The organism is Klebsiella sp. Lac1, assembly GCF_009825425.1.
GTDB lineage: Bacteria > Pseudomonadota > Gammaproteobacteria > Enterobacterales > Enterobacteriaceae > Klebsiella > Klebsiella electrica.
This window is the reverse complement of the sequence record NZ_VJZJ01000001.1, coordinates 2,243,403-2,262,603: the sequence shown is the minus strand read 5'-3', so window position 1 is coordinate 2,262,603 and position 19,201 is coordinate 2,243,403. Positions and strand designations below refer to the sequence as shown.

The following is a 19,201-nucleotide window of genomic DNA, read 5'->3' as shown; positions in this document are numbered from 1 at the left end:
CACCGGACCGGACAAGGCGGCGCGTGCGTTGCCGATCCGCAGCGCGGTGCGAATGCCGTCAAACCCTGCCTCCGATGATCCGGCCTGTACCAGCAGCGGCTGGCCCTGCGGCACCCCGTTCGCCGGCGTGAGATTCAGAACGGACTGTCGTTACGCGCGGTGACGGGCTCGCCGCTAACAGGATGGACAAAATGCAGTTCGCTGGCATGCAACATGAGCCGCGGTGCATGCGCGCTGCCCGGCCACGTCAGACCGCCGTAGAGATCGCAGCCCAGAATCGGGTGCCCCAGTAACTGGCAGTGGATACGCAACTGATGGGTGCGCCCGGTTTCCGGGAACAGCTGTACCCGGCTCAGCGGCAGCAGAGTCCCCTCTGCGCCTTCGCGGGAGAGACGCTCAGTCACCCGGTAGCGGGAGCGGGCGGGCTTGCCATTGATGGCGCAAATCGTCATCCGCGGAAAGCGAGCCGGATCTTTGGCAATGGGGGCATCGATCTCGCCTTCATCCTCACGCAGATGCCCGCACAGCAGGGCGCTGTAAACCTTAGTCACCGAACGCTGGCTGAACTGATGGCTCAGCGCTGCATTAATCGCTTTATTTTTTGCCACCACCATCAGCCCGGAGGTGCCAAAATCGAGGCGGTGAACGAGGGTACAGCCGGGAAATTGCTGCGCCAGCCGATAATGCACCGAGTCGAGATTTTGCGGATTTTTCCCCGACAGGCTGAGCAGCCCGGCGGGCTTATTGATCAGCAGCAGGTGCTCGTCCTGATAAAGGATCCCGATAGGTTGGTGGCAGGGCGGTGCAATAAACGTATCGATGATGGTGGACATGGCAGGCGTCTGAAAAGGGTGGGGGCGGATGATAGCGAATTTTCCGCCCGCTGGCGATCGCGGCGATGCGCAGGAGGAGGAATATCGGGGCCGCTCCTGCTGTATCGCGTAATGAACACCCTCTTCACCGACGCGCGCTACGGCTTTATTGGTTCAAGAGTGCGGTGGAGATAAGGCGCCTTCCAGCGCTTTGAACTGCTGCCAACTGACCTCATCAATTTCAATACCGTGCTGCAGACGAAATTGCCGCTGCCGTTGCTCCGCCTCGCCGGGCAGCAGCAGCTCGTCGTCGTCACGCGATGTGCGGGTCCATGCCAGCATGTCCGCCACCGCCTCGGCGTAGCGCTCGCCCGCGCCGAGCAGGGACGGCTCGAAGACGATCGACAGCATATTGTTGATGATACCGGGCCCGGCGGGGGGCGGGGCGCTTTCGCTTTCGCCGCCGGTCAACGCCGCGCCGAGCAGGCTGCAAATGAGCGCCAGGCCGGAACCTTTATGGCCACCGAAGGCCAGCAGCGCGCCGAGAGGCTCTTGCATCAGCCAGCGCGGATCGCGGGTCGGGTTGCCAGCGCTATCCACGGCGCAGCCCGGCGGCAGCTCCCGTCCCGTGTTCCAGGCGATCCGCGCTTTGTTGCCGGCAATGGTACTGGTCGCGAAATCAAGCACCAAAGGCGGCCTGCCGGCGACAGGAATACCGACGCAGAAAGGGTTGGTGCCCAGGCGCGGACGCCGACCGTTGAACGGCAGCACCACCGAGCGGGTGCCGACGTTAGCGAAGTGTAAGGATACCAGTCCCGCCGCCGCCGCCTGTTCCGCCCAGGCGCCGATACGCCCGAGATGATGGGTCTGCGCCAGTCCCATAATGCACACGCCAAACTGTCGCACCCGCAAAATGGCCTGTTCCATCGCCAGTCGACCGGTCAGTTGACCAAAACCGTTGCCGCCGTGAAACGAGATGACCGGCCCGGCATCGCGCAGCAGCTGCGGGGTGGCCTGCGGATCGAGTTCTCCGGCGCGAATGGCCTCGATATAGCGGGGAATAAGCGTCACCCCATGTGAGTCATGGCCTTGCAGCGACGACTCGACAAGATTATCCGCTACTTCATCGGCAACCGCTGTTGCTACCCCGGCGTCCTGCAGGCGCTGGCGTAAATAGCGACGCAGCTCATCATGATTAAAAACCGGCATCACCGCTCCCTGTTTTTTCCACTCAATAATATGAGCGGCAAACTATAGCGCCGTTTATTTCTTAACATAACGACAGAAACTGACTTTATATATCTGGAAAACGCATAGTGATAACCGGGTGTTAATTCCTGACATAAAAATAGAGTCGAATGTCATTTTACTGTTATCAGCAGACGTGCGGGAATAATATATAGCAATAAATAATTTATTAATCCCTGGAAATGACGGCAGGATAAATCGTCTTTTTAAATACGCCTCAGAACCAGATGGCGAACGGTGGGTTGATTATTGACGGGAGCTTAAATGAATTTACGGCAAGGCAGCAGGAACGCTTATCGAGGGAAACGGTCGGCAACGGCTTTATTCCTGTTCAGTACTCTGCTGGCGGCGACCGCTGCCAGGGCAGAGGGCACCATCGGTATTGCCCAGCAATATGGCATTGGCTATCTGATTCTCGATGTGGTGAGAGATAATCAGCTCATCGAAAAGCAGGGTAAGGCGCAAGGGCTGGACATCAAAGTCGAGTGGCGAACGCTTTCCGGGGCCACCGGACTTAATGAGGGGCTGCTTTCCGGCGCGCTGGACGTGGTGGCCGCTGGCGTTCCGCCCGCGCTGACGCTGTGGGACCGCACCCGCGGCAAGCAGAATGTGAAAGCCATTGCGGCTCTGGGATCGATGCCGAATTACCTGCTGAGTAACAATCCGGCGGTGCACAGCGTCAAGGATCTGAGCAGCAAAGACCGTATCGCGGTTCCTGCCGCCGGCGTGGGTTTTCAGTCGCGGACCCTGCAGATAGAGACCGCGCGACTGTTTGGCAACGCTGACTATAAGCGCTTCGATACTATTACGGTCAGTCTCCCGCATCCGGACGCCAGCGCGGCGTTAATCGGCGGAAAATCGGAAATTAGCGCCCATTTCTCCAGTCCGCCTTTTCAGTATCAGGCGCTTGAACATGCCGGTATTCATAAAATATTAAGTTCTTATGATGTATTAGGCGGGCCGGGAACCTTTAATTTGCTCTATACCACGCAAAAGTTTCATGATGATAATCCCAAAACCTATCGCGCTTTTTTCGCCGCCTTAGCGGAATCGGAGAAAATCATAAAAGCAGATAAGGCCGGAGCCGCCCAATCCTATATTCGGGTGGAGCAGTCTAAGCTCCCGGCGGCGTTTATCGAGAAAATGATCGCGGACCCGGAAAATAACTTTACCATTACCCCTCAGCGGACATTTGTCTATGCCGACAAGTTGTATCAGCTGGGAATACTGAAACACAAAGCCGAATCCTGGAAAGATTATTTCTTCAGCGAAGCGCATACCCTGCCGGGGAGTTGATATGTCTGAACTATCCGCCGCATTACCGTCGCCTCTGCTGCGCGTTGAGGGCGTTAATCTGCAATACCGCACCCGCGAGCGGCTGGTGCAGGCCACCCATGACGTCAGTTTTGAGGTCTGGCCAGGGGACCGGTTTGTGCTGCTTGGGCCGTCCGGCTGCGGCAAATCCAGTTTACTGAAAGCCATCGGCGGGTTTTTGCCCCCGGTCTCCGGGGCGATCCGCCTGGCGGGAGAAACGGTGAATCGTCCCGGCCCCGACCGGATGATGGTTTTTCAGGAGTTTGACCAGCTACCGCCGTGGAAAACGGTGGCAGAAAACATCGCCTTCCCGCTGATCGCCAGCCGTCGGGCGGGGCGAGCGGAGGCGATGGAGCGTGCGGAATACTTTCTGCATAAGGTGGGGCTCGGCGCGTTTCGCCATGCCTATCCCAATACGCTTTCCGGAGGGATGAAGCAGCGGGTCGCCATTGCGCGTGCGCTGGCGCTGCATCCCCAGGTTCTGCTGATGGACGAACCCTTTGCCGCCCTCGATGCGCTGACCCGGCGCAAAATGCAGGAGGAGCTGTTGAGCCTGTGGGAAGAGGTGCGGTTTACGCTGCTCTTTGTCACCCATTCCATCGAAGAGGCGCTGATCGTCGGCAGCCGGGTGCTGCTGCTGTCGCCGCATCCCGGGCGGGTGAAGGCCGAGCTGAACTGTCATCAGTACACCCTGGCGGACGCCGGTGGGGAAGGGTTCCAGGCCGACGTCGCGCGGATCCACGATCTGTTATTTCCGTCCCCGGCATCACCCGAGGTCGGCGCAAAGCATCATCACTCAGGGAGTCAGTATGAGCAACCTACCTCCTGTCCGGCCTGAATATCAGCGCGAGCTGCCGCCGCTGGAGAATTTCACGCTGGTCGAACCGCTGCCGCTGCTCGTGCGTCTGGGAAATCAGGCGTGGCTGCGTAAATCCCTGCTGCTGCTGGTGCTGATCGCCCTATGGGAAGGGGCGGCGCGCTGGCAAAACAATGACCTGATGTTCCCCGGTTTCTGGCAAACCTTTACCGCCCTGCAGGAGGATATCGCGAGCGGCGAGCTGCTCCACCGGGCGTGGTTGTCAATCTCCCTGCTGCTAAAAGGCTATCTGCTGGGCACGCTTCTGGCGCTGCTTATCAGCGCGCTGGCTATCTCGACGCGTATCGGGCGGGATTTACTCAGCACTCTGACGGCGATGTTTAACCCGCTTCCCGCTATCGCGCTGCTGCCGCTGTCGCTGCTGTGGTTTGGCCTGGGCAACGCCAGCCTGGTGTTTGTGATAGTTCATTCGGTTATCTGGCCCATGGCGCTGAATACCTGGTCTGGCTTTATGAGCGTGCCGGAGACGCTGAAAATGACCGGGCGTAATTATGGATTAACAGGATGGCGCTACGTGCTGTGGATCCTGATCCCCGCCGCGCTGCCGGCGCTGCTCTCGGGGCTGAAAATCGGCTGGGCCTTTGCCTGGCGGACGCTGATTGCGGCGGAGCTGGTGTTTGGCGCGTCGAGCGGTAGCGGCGGGCTCGGGTGGTACATTTTTCAGAACCGCAATGAGATGTATACCGACCGGGTGTTTGCCGGGCTGGTGATGGTCACCGCCATTGGCCTGCTGGTTGAAGGACTGGTGTTTGCGACCGTGGAAAGGCTAACGACCAAACGCTGGGGCATGCAGAACTAGTGCCGGAATAAGAGGGAGAAGAACGCGAATGGTGGCGATGAAAGTGGCGGAAAATTATCTGCAGCAGGTGGGGGGATTGCCAAAGAGGGGAATAGGTTGCGCCGCGTGCCCGCCGGGTATTGCTGGCGACCCTCAACCGACGGTAGACGCTGAACGCCCGCGTGGGGCGGGCGTTCAGCGCGGGCAGGGTTAGCGCTCGCGGCGGGCCATAAACTGCGCCAAATCGACCAGGCGGTTTGAGAAGCCCCATTCGTTGTCATACCACGCGAGGATCTTGACCATATTGCCGCCAATCACCAGCGTTGACAGGCCATCGATAATGGAAGATCGCGGGTCGCCCTGATAGTCGCTGGAGACCAGCGGCTCGTCGCTGTAGCCCAGAATACCCTGTAGCGGGCCCGCCGCCGCGGCCTGGCGGAATGCCTCGTTCACCTCTTCCGCCGTCACCGCGCGCTCCAGCGTGACGGTAAGGTCGACAATCGACACCACCGGCACCGGAACGCGCAGCGAGTAGCCGGTCAGACGACCATCGAGCGCCGGAATCACTTTACCCAACGCTTTGGCCGCGCCGCTGGAGTAGGGGACGATGGATAACGCTGCCGCCCGGGCGCCGCGCAGATCTTTTTCCGGCTGGTCGTGTAGCGCCTGGCTGTTGGTGTAGGCGTGGGTGGTGTTCATCAGGCCATGCTGGATCCCGAAATGCTGATGCAGAACCTGGGCGGCCGGGGCCAGACCGTTGGTGGTGCAGCTGCCGTTGCTGACGACCGCATGCTGTTGCGGATCGTAAAGCTCGTGGTTCACCCCCATCACGATGGTTAAATCATCATTCTTGCCGGGCGCCGAGATGATCACCCGTTTCGCACCGCCGCTGTGAATGTGGACCGCCGCTTTTTCACGTTCGGTGAAGAACCCGGTGGCTTCGATAACGATGTCCACCTCGGCGTCTCGCCACGGAATACGCGCCGGGTCGCGTTCGCTGTAAACGATGATCGGTTGACCATCGACGCTAAGTTTTCCGTCGGCGGCCTCCACGGCCACCGGCAGGGTGCCCAGCAGCGAGTCATATTTCAACAGGTGGGCCAGCGTTTTGCTGTCCGTCAGATCGTTGATTGCCACAATCTGGATGTCCGGATTGCCCAGCGCCGCGCGCAGGACGTTACGCCCGATTCTGCCGAAACCATTAATACCGACCTTAACCATGATCAACTCCTTATTTGTTGTCTCTGGTGGTACTTTAGGTGGTCGGCATTTTGGCGTAAATGACGAATAACGATCACTTTACGCCATTTTGCGGCAGTGAAAGCGCTGGCGATATTCTCCCGGCGTCAGGTGCAGCTGCTTTTCAAAGATGCGTCGCAGGTTGATGGCGCTACCCAATCCCGTTTGCTCCGCGACGCGTTCCAGCGTGTCGTTACTCTGTTCGAGCCGTTCTCTGGCGGCGGCGAGGCGTGCTTCGGCGACGTAGCGCGCCGGAGAGATTCCGGTTTCGCGGGTAAACACGCGGCTGAAATTGCGCGGGCTCATGGCGACCTTTTCCGCCAGCGTCTCCACGCACAGGTCGCCGGTAAGGTTGTCGAGAATCCACTTCAGCAGCTCGCCAAGCGGCCCCGGGCCGTTGATTTGCTGGAGGTTATAGCGGCTAAACTGCAGCTGGCCGCCGGGGCGACGCAGATACATCACCATATCCTGGGCGATATCGCGGGCGAGGCTAAAGCCGTAATCCTCCTCCACCAGCGCCAGCGTCAGGTCGAAACCGGAGCTGACGCCGCCGGATGTCCAGATGGCGCCATCCTGGATATACAGCGGCCCGCCTTCGACGCGAATCGCGGGAAAGGTCGCCTGCATCGACTCCAGCAGCTTCCAGTGGGTGGTGGCCCGTCGGCCATTGAGCAGGCCGCTTTGCGCCAGCAAAAGCGCGCCGCCGCAGATAGAAGCGATACGGCGTGCGTGGGGAGCGGCGAGACGCAGCCAGTCGACAACGGCGGTGCCTTCCTGCTCGTTTTGCCCTTTGCCGGTGATGATGATGGTATCGAGAGGCTCGCGCGGATCCACTTCGTGAAGGCGGTGGTCAGCAAGCAGGTTCAACCCGGACTGACCGTGGATCACCTGATGAGGCTGGGGGGTGGCGACAGCGACGCGATAACGCGGCGCCTGAGCGCCGTCGGCATGCAGTCGGTTTGCCTGCATCAGAATGTCGGCAATACCGGCGGACTCAAACAGCATGCCGCCATCGGGGACGATAATCAGTATTTTCTTCATGTCCTGAAAAGTAAACCTTTGACAAAATAAGTCAACAGGGAAGATGGCGGCGTTGCGCAAGACAATGCGGGCGTTTGAACTCAGTCATCATCACCTTCTCCGGATTTAAGTCAGGAACGTGTCAACGCTATTCAGGACGGATCAAATAAAAGCCTACGGCGGGGTTTTTACGGCCATAGAGAGCGAATATTCGCAAAAGATTAATTTCATTGTACGGTTTAATTTAATTGGCAGAACAGAAACCGGTTACTGCGCGTCTCTGTGTTATTAATTCATCATGGTGTTGGATGATATTATCACTCGCCAAAATAATGTTAATTAATATAATAAAAAGCACAGGCATTACGGTCATTAAATTAACATTTATCATACAACTCATTTTTTTGTTTGTGAGCGGTTTCATCATTTTAAAACGGTAACCAGGGTATGGTTTAGCGGCATTTTGATCTGACCTGGTGGATATCATGAAAAATAACTACAAATTACACGAATTCCTTGATGTTGACCGGTTGCAAACGTTACAGGACAATTTTAGTCAATCAATGATGATTGCGCTGGTGGTGGTCGATCAGGACGGTATTCCGGTTACCCAGGCGAGCGGATTCTCTGATTTTTGCGCCCGCTCGAGAATGAATGCCACCCTGGCCCGCCACTGCTATGACAGCGACAGCGCCGGAGGGCGGGCGGCGATGCTTGCCGGTGAACCGGTGGTCTACCGCTGTTACTGTGGTTTTGTCGAATTTGCCGTGCCCATTATGATCAATAATCATTATCTCGGCGCCTTCATCTCCGGGCAGGTCAAAGTCGAAGCGGAGAAAGAGCAAACCATTCCCTATATCCTCAACAATAACCACCTGTGGCAAGACAATCCCTGGCTTATCAATCTGCATGAGAATACGCCGCGCATCCCCTACGATCGCTTTGAATCGACGGCCTACACGCTGCTGCACGTAGCCTCCTATCTGGTCGAGCAGGCCCATGCCAACAACATCCAGCGTGAGCTGCGGCAAAAAGAGCAGGAGCTAACCTGCGAACTGCGTAAACGCGTGGCGATCGAACGTTCATTGCATGAGGCCGAGTTCAAAGCGCTTTCTTATCAGATTAACCCTCACTTTTTGTTTAACGTGCTGAATACAATAGGTCGGCTGGCGTTTCTCGAAGATGCCAGCCGTACGGAAACGATGGTGCATGACTTTTCCGACATGATGCGCTATTTGCTGCGTAAGAATAACAATGGTCTGATTACCCTTGGCCGCGAAATGAATTATGTTAATTGCTATATGTCAATTCAAAAGGTCAGGATGAATGAGCGCTTTGACTATATTTGCGATATTCCTGAAAAATATAATGAAACGGTTTGTCCTTTTTTAATTCTCCAGCCGCTGGTGGAGAACTTTTTTAATTATGTTGTCGAGCCGCGTGAAACCAAAAGTCACATTATTCTGCGTGCTACCGATGATGGTAAAGATGTGATTATCGAGATAACCGATAACGGGGATGGTATTTCACCCGAGGATATTGAACATATTCTCTCCGGCAACCAGAATCGACAGAAAGGCGGGATCGGCATTAATAATATCAACAACCGCCTGCAGCTGTTATTTGGTGAACACTATGGTTTGCAGATAGCCAGTCCCCATAAGCCGATGCTCGGCACCACGGTCAAACTCCGGTTTCCGCTGGTACCGGCTGAGTCTGGAGTGTGAGAATGTATAGCATTGTTATTGTCGAAGATGAGTATATTGAGTCGGAGTCGCTCAAGCGCATCGTCTCGCGCTGCGTGGAGAACTCTGTCATTCATGAAGCGGCGACGGGGAAAAAGGCCATTCAGCTTATCGATGAACTTAATCAAATCGATATGATGCTGGTGGATATCAACATTCCGTTACCCAATGGCAATCAGGTTATTGAGTATCTCAAGCAGAAAAATACGCAAACCAAAGTCATTGTCACCACGGCGAATGATGACTTTGACATTGTGCGTCATATGCTGAGCCTGAAAGTGGATGACTATCTGCTAAAACCGGTTAAGCAGAGTATTCTCAGCGATACGATTCGTAAAACCTTGCTGGTGGATGAGCAGGGGGCTGTCGCGACGCGGGAGCAGCGGCAGACGATAAACGACCTGATGAGCGATTGTGATTATCCCGGCTGGCACACCTGGTTATTCGCTATTCTGGATGCGGCCTGCGCGCAACAGACGTCTGATAACGAAGGAGTGAAGAGGCTGACCAACGTGCTGGAATTGCTCCAGCAGTACCTTGCCGGGCTCGGTGATAAATATACCCCGTGTCGGTATCAGATTACCGATCTGATTCAGAGCATTCATCAGCACGGTCTGGCCGCCGGTCGCTACTGGCAGGTGATGGTGGGGTTGTTAAATCTCAGCCGCGCTATCTTTGAGCTGCTGTTTAAAAGTGCCAGCGGCGGCATGGATTTTGTCGCCAGAGCACGCTTCCATATTGAAAAAAACATGCTTAACAACATGACGCTGGATGATATCGCCGCGGAGTCCTTCGTCAGCCCGTGCTATCTGAGCCGGGCGTTTAAAAAGAGTACCGGTAGCGGGTTCTCCAGTTACATTACCAGCCGCAAAATCAACATCGCCAAATCTCTTCTGCAATTCAGCGATTTAAAAGTGAACACCATCGCGCTGGAGCTCTCCTGGCAGGATGCGAACTATTTTTGTCGGATCTTCAAGAAAGAGACCGGCATTGCGCCATCCGATTATCGCCGCATCGCTTCGCCCGAGGCGGGCTGATCGCCACCCGGTCTTTTTTGCGCTTGCCCCAGCGTAAGCGCAAGAAAGTCCGCTATCCCGGCAAGATTGTTTACTCGCCGCCGCGCCGCGCGCCGCTAAGATAGAACACCCTTCTTTATACAGTGGCCCTGCCATGGATGAATACCTCTTTACCTCCGAATCCGTTGCCGAAGGGCACCCGGATAAGATGGCGGACCAGATTTCTGACGCCATTCTCGATGCCTGTTTACTCAGCGATCCGTGGGCCAAAGTGGCCTGCGAGTGCCTGGTCAAAACCGGGGCGGTGATTGTGGCCGGAGAGATATCGACCGATGCCAGTATCGACCTTGAGCAGATTGTGCGGGCGACGGTGAAGTCTGTCGGCTACGACCACTCGTCGAAAGGTTTTGACGCCGCAACTTGTGCGGTGATCAGCCTGCTGGGCAGGCAATCTGCTGATATTGCTAACGGGATCCGCGCCCGCGATCCGGCCTCACTGGGGGCCGGCGATCAGGGAATCACCTTCGGCTATGCCTGCGATGAAACGCCGCAGCTGATGCCTGCTCCCGTTCTCTACGCCCACCGGCTGATGGCGCGTCAGGCGCAGCTGCGTAAAACGCGCCAGCTGGATGGGTTATTACCGGATGCCAAGAGCCAGGTGACGCTGCATTATCGTGACGGACGGGTCGATCATGCTGACACCATCGTGGTTTCCACGCAGCATCGCGCCGATCTTCCGCTGGCGACACTGCGTGAAGCGGTGCTGGAAGAGGTCATTAAACCGGTTATTCCGGCGCGCTGGCTGACTCCCGCCACGCGGCTACTGATTAATCCTGCGGGGCCATTTATCAACGGTGGACCCGCTGCGGATTGCGGCCTGACCGGGCGCAAAATTATTGTCGATACCTATGGCGGCGCAGCGCGCCACGGCGGCGGGGCGTTTTCCGGTAAAGATCCTTCGAAGGTCGATCGTTCCGCGGCCTATGCTGCGCGCTACGTGGCGAAAAATATCGTTGCGGCGGGGCTCGCCACGCGATGTGAAGTCCAGCTGGCCTGGGCCATTGGCCTTTCCCGACCGGTTTCGGTGGCCATCAATACATTTGGGACTTCCCGCCTGTCGGCGAAGCAGCTGACGCAGCTGGTCGACCATCATTTTGACATCAGCGTGTATGGCATTATCCGCCAGCTTGATTTGCTGGCGCCGCGCTATCGCCAGACGGCCTGCTACGGCCATTTTGGTCGGGAGGTCTTCCCCTGGGAACGCACGGATAAGGCGCCGCGGTTGCGTGACGATGCCGCCGGCCAGCTGCGCGCGTCGGTGTGTGCCCCCTTGCATGAAAAATAACAGGAGAGAGATATGTCCGGGCAGAGCTTAGGCTTAATTGAAACCGTTGGCTTAACGGCGGCGGTAGAGGCCGCCGATGCGGCAATAAAATCGGCGAATGTCGAACTGGTCGGATACGAGCTGACGAAGGGCGGCGGGCTGGTGACCATCAAATTAACCGGTGAGGTTGGCGCCATGAACGCCGCCGTGTCCGCCGGGGTTGCCGCCGCCAGCCGGGTCGGGCAGGTCTACGCCTGGAAAGTGATTGCGCGTACCGTTGCCGGGATCGACAGTCTGGTTGCCTCATCGCAAACGTGCGACGTGCTTCCTGAACCGGCAGCGCCTGTCGCCGAATGCCTCCCGGCGGCAGAGTACGGCCCTGATGCGACGATAGCGGTGGTCAATGTTGCCTCTTGCGCAGAGGTCGCCTCCTGCCTGGCCTTCGAGGAGAGCCCGGAGGTTGCGTCGACAGAATCACCCGCGGCGGAGAGTGACCCGGCGCTGGTTCAGCCGGTGGGTAAAGAGGCTGAACCTCAGCCTGCACCCGCGGCGCAGACGAGCCCGGAGGAGAAAAAAACGGCGCGAACCCGGGCGAAAAACCCCCGGCGCTAACCTCCATCGTTTCAGTTGAGCCACCTGCGGGTGGCTTTTTTGTCGTTGCGCATCAGGAAAACGGTGGCGAGAGGGGGCGAGTAGTGTTTGAACCATCGGAATTAAGCGTCGCATGGCGCCAGGGGAGAGGGGGCGGAGCTGAAAAGGGGGGAGCACTCCGCAGCGCGTTGCGGAGTGCCGGCGCGTCAGGTTAATCAGGACAGCGGATGATTCGCCGTCTCCCCGGCGGCTTTGGCGGCAGGGAGGTTGCGCCCGATACCGAAGCGATAGATAGCCGCGCCGAGGATCCCGCCGATGACCGGCGCAATCAAAGGCACGAGGAAGTAGGGGAGTTCTCTGCCGCCGGTCATGGCAACGGAGCCCCAGCCGTTCAGAAAGGTAAACAGTTTTGGGCCAAAATCACGAGCCGGGTTCATGGCAAATCCGGTTAGCGGCGCGGTCGCCGCACCGATGACCGCCACCAACAGGCCGATCAGCAGCGGTGCCAGCGGCCCTTTCGGCACGCCGTTGCCATCGTCGGTCAGCGCCATGATCAAGCCAATCAGCATCGAGGTAATGACAATTTCCACCAGCGCCGCAAGCCAGACGCTGATGCTGGCCGCCGGATAGGTCGAAAAGATGCTGGCCAGATACAGACTGTCCTGGCTGCCGCGCACCATCTGGTGGGCCTGTTCATAATCAGCGAACAGATTGTGGTACAGCAGATAGGTCAGGGCGGCGCCGCAAAATGCGCCAGCCATCTGCGCCAGGATATAAGGCGCGACTTTTTTCGCCTCAAAGCGGGCGAACATCCATAACGCGATGGTGACCGCCGGGTTAAGATGAGCCCCGGAAATCCCCGCCGTCAGGTACACCGCCAGCGCAATCCCCAGCCCCCACACAATGCAGATTTCCCAAAGACCGAAGCTGGCGCCAGCCAGTTTTGCCGCACACAGTACGCTGGTGCCGAAAAACAGAAACAATCCGGTCCCCAGAAATTCTGCAATACACTGTCCGGTTACTGATTCACGAGAGTCACTCATAGTTTTTTTCCTGTATTAAGCGATGCGCTATGCCATCTCTTAACGATTGGGGTACAAAGGATAAGAGCGCGAAATCATTTTTTGCGTTGTCAGGATTAGCCGCCGATATGGCAATGAAATCCCATCGATTCAACGAGTTTTTTCAGGTCGGCCATTTTGGCTTCGGAGTGCGAGCCGACATCCCCCATGGGATAAATGCGGCCCAGCAGGGTATATTTATTTTCGCCAAAGGTGTGATAAGGCAGGAGATGAATGGTGTCCACCCCGGACATCAGGCGGGCAAATTCAGCAATGCTGCGAATCTCCTCCGGGCTGTCGTTAACGCCGGGAATCACCGGGATGCGCACAATAACGTGAGTGATAAAGGAGATGCGAATCAGGTTTTCCAGAATCGTACGGTTATCAACTCCCGTATTGAGTTGATGAAGCGTCGGGTTAACGGCTTTTATATCTGTCAATGCCAGATCGACCCACGGAAAGACCTCCTCAATCACCGCTTTGCGGGTCATTCCCGTCGTTTCCATCGCCGTATGCCAGCCCTTGGCTTTACAGGCTTTCAGAAGCTCGCGGGCAAACTCCGGTTGCGCCAGCGGTTCACCGCCGGAGAGGGTAATCCCGCCGCCGGAGCGCCGAAATAAGTTTTCCTCTTTCTGCAGTTCACGCATCACCTCGCTGACGGTCATGCGTTTGCCTTTCATTTCCAGCGCCTGGGTCGGGCAAACCGCGGTGCATTGGCCGCACTGAATACAGCGTTCGCGGTCGATAAAGAACGGATTGCCAGGGGAGAGCGCCCGCTGTTGACAGACCTCCACGCATTTTCCGCAGCGAATACAGTCGCTTTTTTTATAGATTAACTCGGGCTGCGGGCGCTGAGATTCCGGGTTGCTGCACCACTTGCAGGCCAGCGGACAGCCTTTAAAAAAGGGGATCGTGCGGATGCCGGGGCCATCATGCAGGGAGTAGCGTTGAATATTGAATAACACGCCTTCGGTATCGTATTCGACTCTGTTCATAACATCACTCGTCAAAAAAGCGACCACCGGCAACAGCAAGTCAGCCGCTAAAATCGGGTCTGATAAAGGGCCATACGTCGCCGTATGGCCCTGGCAGGTCAGGCAAAATCAGAATTGCTGTTCGGTACGGCTGATGATGTCATCCTGGACTTCTTTCGCCAGCACCACGAACTGCGCGCTATAGCCCGCAACGCGAACCACCAGGTCCTGGTGCTGCTGCGGATTTTTCTGTGCTTCCAGCAAGGTGTTGCGATCGATAACGTTAAACTGTACGTGCATCCCTTTCTTATCGAAGTAGTTGCGCACCAGACCGCCAAAGTTTCGCAGACCCTTTTCCCCCGCCAGCGAGGAAGGCAGGAATTTCTGGTTGTAGAGCGTGCCGTTCGAAGCGATAAAGTGATCCAGTTTGGCTACCGAGTTGGCGGCGGCGGTCGGGCCGAGGGTATCTTTCCCCTGGCGCGGCGATACGCCGTCGGCAAGCGGTTCTTTCGCCAGGCGACCGTCCGGCAGAGCGCTCACGTCTTTACCAAACAGCACGTTCGCCGACACCGGATAGATACCGGCCTGGAAACGTCCGCCGCGTGGGTTGGTGTACTTCTCCACTTCCTGGCAGTAGATCAGCGCGCACTGGCGGGCGACAAGATCCACGTCGTCGATGTCGTTACCAAAACACGGCGTATTTTCCAGAATATGGCGAATCTCTTCATAACGCGGATTTGCCGCCGACGGGGCCGGACTGGTGCTGGCGAGCTGACGATAGACTTCGTTTTTAATCTCTGCCGGATTCAGCGAACCGTGCCGGTCGATAATGCGTTTGACCACTTCGTAAATATCCTGCTCGCCGAGAGAGGATTTTGCCGCCGCGCTATGCGGGGTGCCGCCGACCGGGTAGCCGAAGTTGGCGTCCAGCGCGCCCTTCAGTTCCTGAAGCGTCAGGCGACGATCTTCAAACACCTGTTTTTGGATGGCGTAGACGGAGTCGCCGGTATCGGCAATGCCGAACGCCTGCGGGCCGGTAAAGTTGTAAATCGCGCCGCCTTCCTGCAGGGATTTACCGCGGCCAATGCAGTCATCCACCAGCGCGGAGAGGAACGGCAGCGGGCAGCGTTCGCCGTGGGCAATGTCGACGCTGTTGCACGCCTCGACCAACTGGTGCACAAAGTGCGCCATCTGTTTTTTGAAGGCAGCGAAGAAGTCGTCCATACCGGTGTACTGGGTCATTTCGCCGGTCATCGGCCCCAGTTGTTTGTCTGCCGAGCGGCCGTTATTAAGGGTGATCTCCAGGACCTTCGCGACGTTGAAGAACGCCGCGTCGTGCCAGCCTTCGGTGCGATGCGGCGCCTGCGGCTCCACACAGCCGATGATGCAGTAGTCGCGGGCGTCATGCAGCGAGACGCCGCGGTTTTGCAGCGCCGGGATGATCACCTCATCGTTGTACATGGCCGGTACGCCAAGCCCCAGACGGACCAGCTCGCAGGCGCGATACAGAAACTCATCCGGCGTGCCTTGCCAGACGCGAATCGAGAAAGAGGGCTGCGGTAAGCGCACGTGGGCCGTGGCTTCCATACACATGTAGGTTAGTGGGTTGGTGGCGTCGCGACCATCTTCCGTCTGACCGCCCACGCACAGGTTCTGGAACACGGCGTAGCCGGCGAAGGCCTGGGCAGAAATCTCATCGCGGGTTTTGTTGATATCGTTAAGCTTGATCCAGCAGCAGTCCACCAGCTCCTGGGCAAATTCGCTGCCGATGGCGGTATCCGCCGCCAGATATGGATACATGTACTGGTCGAAACGACCGGGGGAAATCGAGTGGCCGCTGGATTCAATCTGCAGCATGCTCTGAATAAACCAGAAGGACTGGCAGGCTTCCCAGAAGGTTGTCGCGCCGTATTCCGGCACGCGGGTACAGTTGCTGGCAATCTGTTCCAGCTCGCGCTGGCGGATAGGGTCGCGTTCTTCACGGGCAAGGCGCGAGGCTTCCTGCGCGTAGCGATGGGCGAAGTTGATTGCCGCCTGATAGCTCAGAATAACGGCGTTGTAGAACTGCTCTTTTTTGATGTAATCAGAAGTGCGGCGGTCGAGATTCTCCAGCGCGCGGGTGACTTCATCGATGATCCCGCGAAAGCCGATTTTCAGTACCTTGCCATAGTCGACGCTGACGTGTCCGACACCGCCAAAGAAGTAGTTGCCGACGGTGAAGACGCCGTTGCTCATGCTCTCTTTCGTCCCTTCGGACATATAGGCGGCGGCGAGCGAACTGGTGGTTTTACCCGGCCAGTATTTAAAAGCCTGGTGGAGCTCATCGGCGGTTTTTTTCTCAATAATAAACGGGTCGGCAACACGTTGCGCCATGGTGTCGAACTCATTTTCGACCCACTCATAAGAAAACTCAGGGCAAATTTCTGTTGAACGCGGATTAATCGTGACGGCGCCGACGATTAACTCGTCAGGGCGAATAGTGACCGGCAGTTCGTTAAATATTTTCTCAACGACTTTTGCCCGACGCATAATAGCGGGAAGCTGTTCATTCTCTTTATATGCCTCGGTTGCCAGCACCGCACGTTCAGATTCTACATATGGTTTAGCATGCAGGATCATATTTTTAAGTCTTACTACACGATCGGTCGGATGAGTAAAGCCTTTCTCTAACATACAATAACTCCCGAAATGATATAAGCGTGGGGTATTACCACACCTGAGTTTTTTTACCTGACGGTAGTGCCGGGTACGCTAGCTAATAGTATTGCTGCCGATTAAACTAATAAATTGACGTAATATTTCCGGGTGCGCCATCCAGGTCGTCGCGGTGACAAGATTGCCGTCATGTACCGCCTCGTGGTCCGCGGCGCTCACCCATATGCCGCCAGCCATTTCAACTTCAGGCTTCAAAGTGAAATATCCCGTCAGCGTTTTACCTTTTAATATCCCGGCGGCAACCAGAATTTGTGGTCCATGACATATCGCGGCAATCGGTAGCGCAATATTATTCGCACAGTGGATGATATTTAATACCATCCGGTTGAGGCGTAAATATTCCGGAGCGCGGCCGCCGGCAAGATATATCCCACAATATTCCTGCACTCTGACCTCATCAAAAGAGGCGGTTAAGCGGAACAGGTGGCCAGGCTTTTCGCTATAGGTTTGATCGCCCTCAAAATCATGAATCGCGGTCTTGATATATTCCCCGCTGCGTTTCCCGGGGCACACCACATCCACTCTGAAACCTAACATGCTTAATGCCTGCCACGGCACCATGACTTCATAGTCTTCAGAGAAATCGCCTGCCAGTAGCAAAATTCTTTTCATAAGCGAACTCTCAGAACGTACTGTCATCATCCTCAATAATACGCATGGCTTCATTCACTGCGGCGATCTCGCCGAACAGCGCCAGCGTCGTGATATGCTGCGGACAGCTGCCAAAGATCTCCGATACCGCAACATGTGCGCTTTTACTTGCCAGATCGGCGTAAAAGTACAGATCGGGTACTGGCAACATCATCAACCCGATAGCGTCAATGCGGATGCTTTCCAGCCGGTTGCGAGCTTCCGAAGGCATCCGCCTTTTCAGCATGGCGAGCGTTTCCGCCGTCGGCGCGTTGATAATGCGTTTTTTCATGATCGGGTCAGCCATCCTGCTTCAGTCAACGAATATTGAGCGCTTCAACCATTATGCAACGGCGGTGCCTGGCGTAGGAGCGTGCCGAGGTCAGGCCTTCACCGGTCGGACCGGCGATGGTAAATGTAGAGTGTCCTTCGCCGCCGACGCCTAACCCGGCATACGACGGGCCATTTTTCACAAAAATAGTGGTCTGGATCAGCCGCGCCATTTTGGTCAGTTTATCGACGTTGGTAGAGTGCATCATCGCCGTGTGACGATGACCATGTTCCACCTTCACCGCCAGATCGATCGCTTCATCGACGTTTTCCACTCTGACCACCGGCAAAATCGGCATCATCAGTTCGTGCACCACGAAGGGATGGTCACGCTCGGTTTCAATCAGAATAACTTTGATCTCCTCCGGCACGCTGATACCGATTTGCTGCAGAATGTAGCGCGCATCTTTCCCCACCATTGCGGTACTCGGACCGTTCCCTTTTTCATTCAGCACCAGCGCCTGTAAGCGCTGAATATGTTGCTTGTCGCACAGCAGCCAGGCGCCGCTTTTTTTCATGCAGTGGATGAGATAGTCCGCCACCTCATTGACGACAATGGCCTCTTTTTCCGCCACGCAGGGGAGGTTGTTATCGAAGCTGCAGCCGTTGATGATATCGCGGGCGGCTTTCTCGATATTGGCGGTTTCATCAACAACGACGGGAGGGTTGCCCGCACCGGCGCCAATCGCTTTCTTACCGGACGACATCACGGTTTTGACTATCGCCGGCCCGCCGGTAGCGACCAGCATATTGATACGCGCGTCGCCGATTAAGGCATTGGTGTTGTCAATTGACGGGCTGGCGACCGTGACGACCAGACTGGCGGGGGCGCCAAGCAGGGCCAGCTGTTGATTGATGAGCGTGATGCAGTGTAACGACACCTGACGCGAACGCGGATGCGGGCTAAAGACCACGGCGTTGCCTGCGGCCAGCATACCGAGGGTATTGTTGATAATGGTCTCGGTCGGATTGGTGGTCGGCGTGATTGAACCAATGACGCCATAGGCGGAGTATTCGGTCAGCGTCAGGCCGCCGTCGCCGCTGGTTGCCGCGGTGATGAGATCTTCAACCCCTGGGGTTTTTTGCGCGGCAACGCGGTTTTTCACCATCTTATCGGCATAGTTTCCCATCCCGGTCTCTTCCACCGCCATGGTCGAGAGCGTGTGCAAAATTTCTTCCTGCAGGAAAAACTGGCGAATGCCTTCAACAAAGCGGGCGCGATCCTGCATTGAGCAGTGGCGATACTGGATGTATGCCTGCTGCGCCGCCGCAATCGCGGCATCCATGGTGGCAAACACCCCGTCACCGGCGCTACCGTCGACAGCGGTTGCGGTCTGGCTTGCCAGTACGCTGGCGACAATCGCGTCGATGCTGCCGCGATCGAGCGCTGTGGTGGCTGCCGGCGCGTGCTGTTCGGGCGCTGGCGCCGTCGTTTTGGTATATTTACTCAGCACGCGGGAGACGGCCTGAGTAATATCAAGATCGTTCATGCTGTATCTTCCTTACTTCGCTTCGCTCGTGGGGGCC

The 19,201-nt window shown here is 56.7% G+C and carries 17 protein-coding genes; 7 read left to right on the top strand and 10 right to left on the bottom strand.

Going from position 1 to position 19,201, the window contains the following annotated elements; translation table 11 throughout:
- Positions 1-134: 134 nt before the first annotated feature.
- Positions 135-833, bottom strand: a complete 699-nt coding sequence (locus FNY10_RS10960; RefSeq protein WP_160704534.1) for an RluA family pseudouridine synthase — start codon at positions 831-833, stop codon at positions 135-137.
- Between the two features lie 153 nt (positions 834-986).
- Entirely contained in the window at positions 987-2,021 is a 1,035-nt protein-coding gene (locus FNY10_RS10955; RefSeq protein ID WP_100682392.1) for a malate/lactate/ureidoglycolate dehydrogenase, read from the bottom strand.
- A 303-nt stretch (positions 2,022-2,324) separates the two neighbouring features.
- Between FNY10_RS10955 and FNY10_RS10950 the strand changes: the two genes are divergently transcribed.
- Genes FNY10_RS10950 through FNY10_RS10940 form a run of 3 tightly spaced genes read left to right on the top strand, consistent with a single transcriptional unit; the run spans position 2,325 to position 5,050 of the window.
- Positions 2,325-3,356: an ABC transporter substrate-binding protein gene (locus FNY10_RS10950; RefSeq protein ID WP_160704536.1), complete on the top strand. Its 1,032-nt coding sequence runs from the start codon at positions 2,325-2,327 to the stop codon at positions 3,354-3,356.
- Position 3,357: 1 nt separating this feature from the next.
- Positions 3,358-4,212: an ABC transporter ATP-binding protein gene (locus FNY10_RS10945; RefSeq protein WP_100682394.1), complete on the top strand. Its 855-nt coding sequence runs from the start codon at positions 3,358-3,360 to the stop codon at positions 4,210-4,212.
- Positions 4,184-5,050: an ABC transporter permease gene (locus FNY10_RS10940; RefSeq protein ID WP_160704538.1), complete on the top strand. Its 867-nt coding sequence runs from the start codon at positions 4,184-4,186 to the stop codon at positions 5,048-5,050. The genes FNY10_RS10945 and FNY10_RS10940 overlap by 29 nt, the downstream gene beginning before the upstream one ends.
- A gap of 189 nt (positions 5,051-5,239) precedes the next feature.
- On the opposite strand, the gene gap is transcribed toward FNY10_RS10940, so the two are convergent.
- Positions 5,240-6,250, bottom strand: coding sequence for a type I glyceraldehyde-3-phosphate dehydrogenase (gap, locus tag FNY10_RS10935; protein ID WP_131047838.1), 1,011 nt, complete (start codon positions 6,248-6,250; stop codon positions 5,240-5,242).
- Positions 6,251-6,328: 78 nt separating this feature from the next.
- Positions 6,329-7,309, bottom strand: coding sequence for a GlxA family transcriptional regulator (locus FNY10_RS10930; protein WP_141964378.1), 981 nt, complete (start codon positions 7,307-7,309; stop codon positions 6,329-6,331).
- A gap of 464 nt (positions 7,310-7,773) precedes the next feature.
- On the opposite strand from FNY10_RS10930, the gene FNY10_RS10925 reads away from it, so the two are divergent.
- The 4 genes from FNY10_RS10925 to FNY10_RS10910 all read left to right on the top strand — a co-directional run bounded on the left by FNY10_RS10925 (position 7,774) and on the right by FNY10_RS10910 (position 11,985).
- On the top strand, positions 7,774-9,015 hold the full coding sequence (locus FNY10_RS10925; RefSeq protein ID WP_191120900.1) for a PocR ligand-binding domain-containing protein: 1,242 nt from the start codon (positions 7,774-7,776) through the stop codon (positions 9,013-9,015).
- 2 nt (positions 9,016-9,017) lie between these two features.
- Positions 9,018-10,070, top strand: a complete 1,053-nt coding sequence (locus FNY10_RS10920; protein WP_160704540.1) for a response regulator — start codon at positions 9,018-9,020, stop codon at positions 10,068-10,070.
- A gap of 133 nt (positions 10,071-10,203) precedes the next feature.
- Positions 10,204-11,394, top strand: coding sequence for a methionine adenosyltransferase (gene metK, locus FNY10_RS10915; protein ID WP_160704542.1), 1,191 nt, complete (start codon positions 10,204-10,206; stop codon positions 11,392-11,394).
- Between the two features lie 12 nt (positions 11,395-11,406).
- On the top strand, positions 11,407-11,985 hold the full coding sequence (locus FNY10_RS10910; RefSeq protein WP_160704544.1) for a BMC domain-containing protein: 579 nt from the start codon (positions 11,407-11,409) through the stop codon (positions 11,983-11,985).
- A 194-nt stretch (positions 11,986-12,179) separates the two neighbouring features.
- Here the strand turns inward: FNY10_RS10910 and FNY10_RS10905 are convergent, their stop codons facing one another.
- The 6 genes from FNY10_RS10905 to FNY10_RS10880 form a co-directional block, all read right to left on the bottom strand.
- Positions 12,180-13,007 (bottom strand): MIP/aquaporin family protein, encoded by an 828-nt coding sequence (locus FNY10_RS10905; RefSeq protein WP_141964383.1) that lies wholly within the window; start codon positions 13,005-13,007, stop codon positions 12,180-12,182.
- Positions 13,008-13,102: 95 nt separating this feature from the next.
- A complete protein-coding gene (locus FNY10_RS10900; protein ID WP_160704546.1) occupies positions 13,103-14,020 on the bottom strand; it encodes a glycyl-radical enzyme activating protein in 918 nt (305 codons plus the stop codon).
- Between the two features lie 108 nt (positions 14,021-14,128).
- Complete coding sequence (gene grpM / locus FNY10_RS10895; protein ID WP_160704548.1) at positions 14,129-16,672, bottom strand: glycyl radical diol dehydratase GrpM; 2,544 nt, start codon at positions 16,670-16,672, stop codon at positions 14,129-14,131.
- A gap of 78 nt (positions 16,673-16,750) precedes the next feature.
- Positions 16,751-17,326 (bottom strand): DJ-1/PfpI family protein, encoded by a 576-nt coding sequence (locus FNY10_RS10890; protein WP_160704550.1) that lies wholly within the window; start codon positions 17,324-17,326, stop codon positions 16,751-16,753.
- A gap of 10 nt (positions 17,327-17,336) precedes the next feature.
- A complete protein-coding gene (locus tag FNY10_RS10885; protein ID WP_131047847.1) occupies positions 17,337-17,636 on the bottom strand; it encodes a hypothetical protein in 300 nt (99 codons plus the stop codon).
- A gap of 25 nt (positions 17,637-17,661) precedes the next feature.
- Complete coding sequence (locus tag FNY10_RS10880) at positions 17,662-19,164, bottom strand: aldehyde dehydrogenase family protein (RefSeq protein ID WP_160704552.1); 1,503 nt, start codon at positions 19,162-19,164, stop codon at positions 17,662-17,664.
- Positions 19,165-19,201: the final 37 nt, after the last annotated feature.

Coding starts and splice junctions, on each gene's coding strand:
- metK (WP_160704542.1), top strand. CDS start 10,204: ATGGATGAATACCTCTTTACCTCCGAATCCGTTGCCGAAGGGCACCCG.
- FNY10_RS10940 (WP_160704538.1), top strand. CDS start 4,184: ATGAGCAACCTACCTCCTGTCCGGCCTGAATATCAGCGCGAGCTGCCG.
- FNY10_RS10900 (WP_160704546.1), bottom strand. CDS start 14,020: ATGAACAGAGTCGAATACGATACCGAAGGCGTGTTATTCAATATTCAA.
- grpM (WP_160704548.1), bottom strand. CDS start 16,672: ATGTTAGAGAAAGGCTTTACTCATCCGACCGATCGTGTAGTAAGACTT.
- FNY10_RS10930 (WP_141964378.1), bottom strand. CDS start 7,309: ATGAAGAAAATACTGATTATCGTCCCCGATGGCGGCATGCTGTTTGAG.
- FNY10_RS10955 (WP_100682392.1), bottom strand. CDS start 2,021: ATGCCGGTTTTTAATCATGATGAGCTGCGTCGCTATTTACGCCAGCGC.
- FNY10_RS10890 (WP_160704550.1), bottom strand. CDS start 17,326: ATGAAAAGAATTTTGCTACTGGCAGGCGATTTCTCTGAAGACTATGAA.
- FNY10_RS10880 (WP_160704552.1), bottom strand. CDS start 19,164: ATGAACGATCTTGATATTACTCAGGCCGTCTCCCGCGTGCTGAGTAAA.
- FNY10_RS10910 (WP_160704544.1), top strand. CDS start 11,407: ATGTCCGGGCAGAGCTTAGGCTTAATTGAAACCGTTGGCTTAACGGCG.
- FNY10_RS10885 (WP_131047847.1), bottom strand. CDS start 17,636: ATGAAAAAACGCATTATCAACGCGCCGACGGCGGAAACGCTCGCCATG.
- FNY10_RS10950 (WP_160704536.1), top strand. CDS start 2,325: ATGAATTTACGGCAAGGCAGCAGGAACGCTTATCGAGGGAAACGGTCG.
- FNY10_RS10960 (WP_160704534.1), bottom strand. CDS start 833: ATGTCCACCATCATCGATACGTTTATTGCACCGCCCTGCCACCAACCT.
- FNY10_RS10945 (WP_100682394.1), top strand. CDS start 3,358: ATGTCTGAACTATCCGCCGCATTACCGTCGCCTCTGCTGCGCGTTGAG.
- FNY10_RS10925 (WP_191120900.1), top strand. CDS start 7,774: ATGAAAAATAACTACAAATTACACGAATTCCTTGATGTTGACCGGTTG.
- FNY10_RS10920 (WP_160704540.1), top strand. CDS start 9,018: ATGTATAGCATTGTTATTGTCGAAGATGAGTATATTGAGTCGGAGTCG.
- gap (WP_131047838.1), bottom strand. CDS start 6,250: ATGGTTAAGGTCGGTATTAATGGTTTCGGCAGAATCGGGCGTAACGTC.
- FNY10_RS10905 (WP_141964383.1), bottom strand. CDS start 13,007: ATGAGTGACTCTCGTGAATCAGTAACCGGACAGTGTATTGCAGAATTT.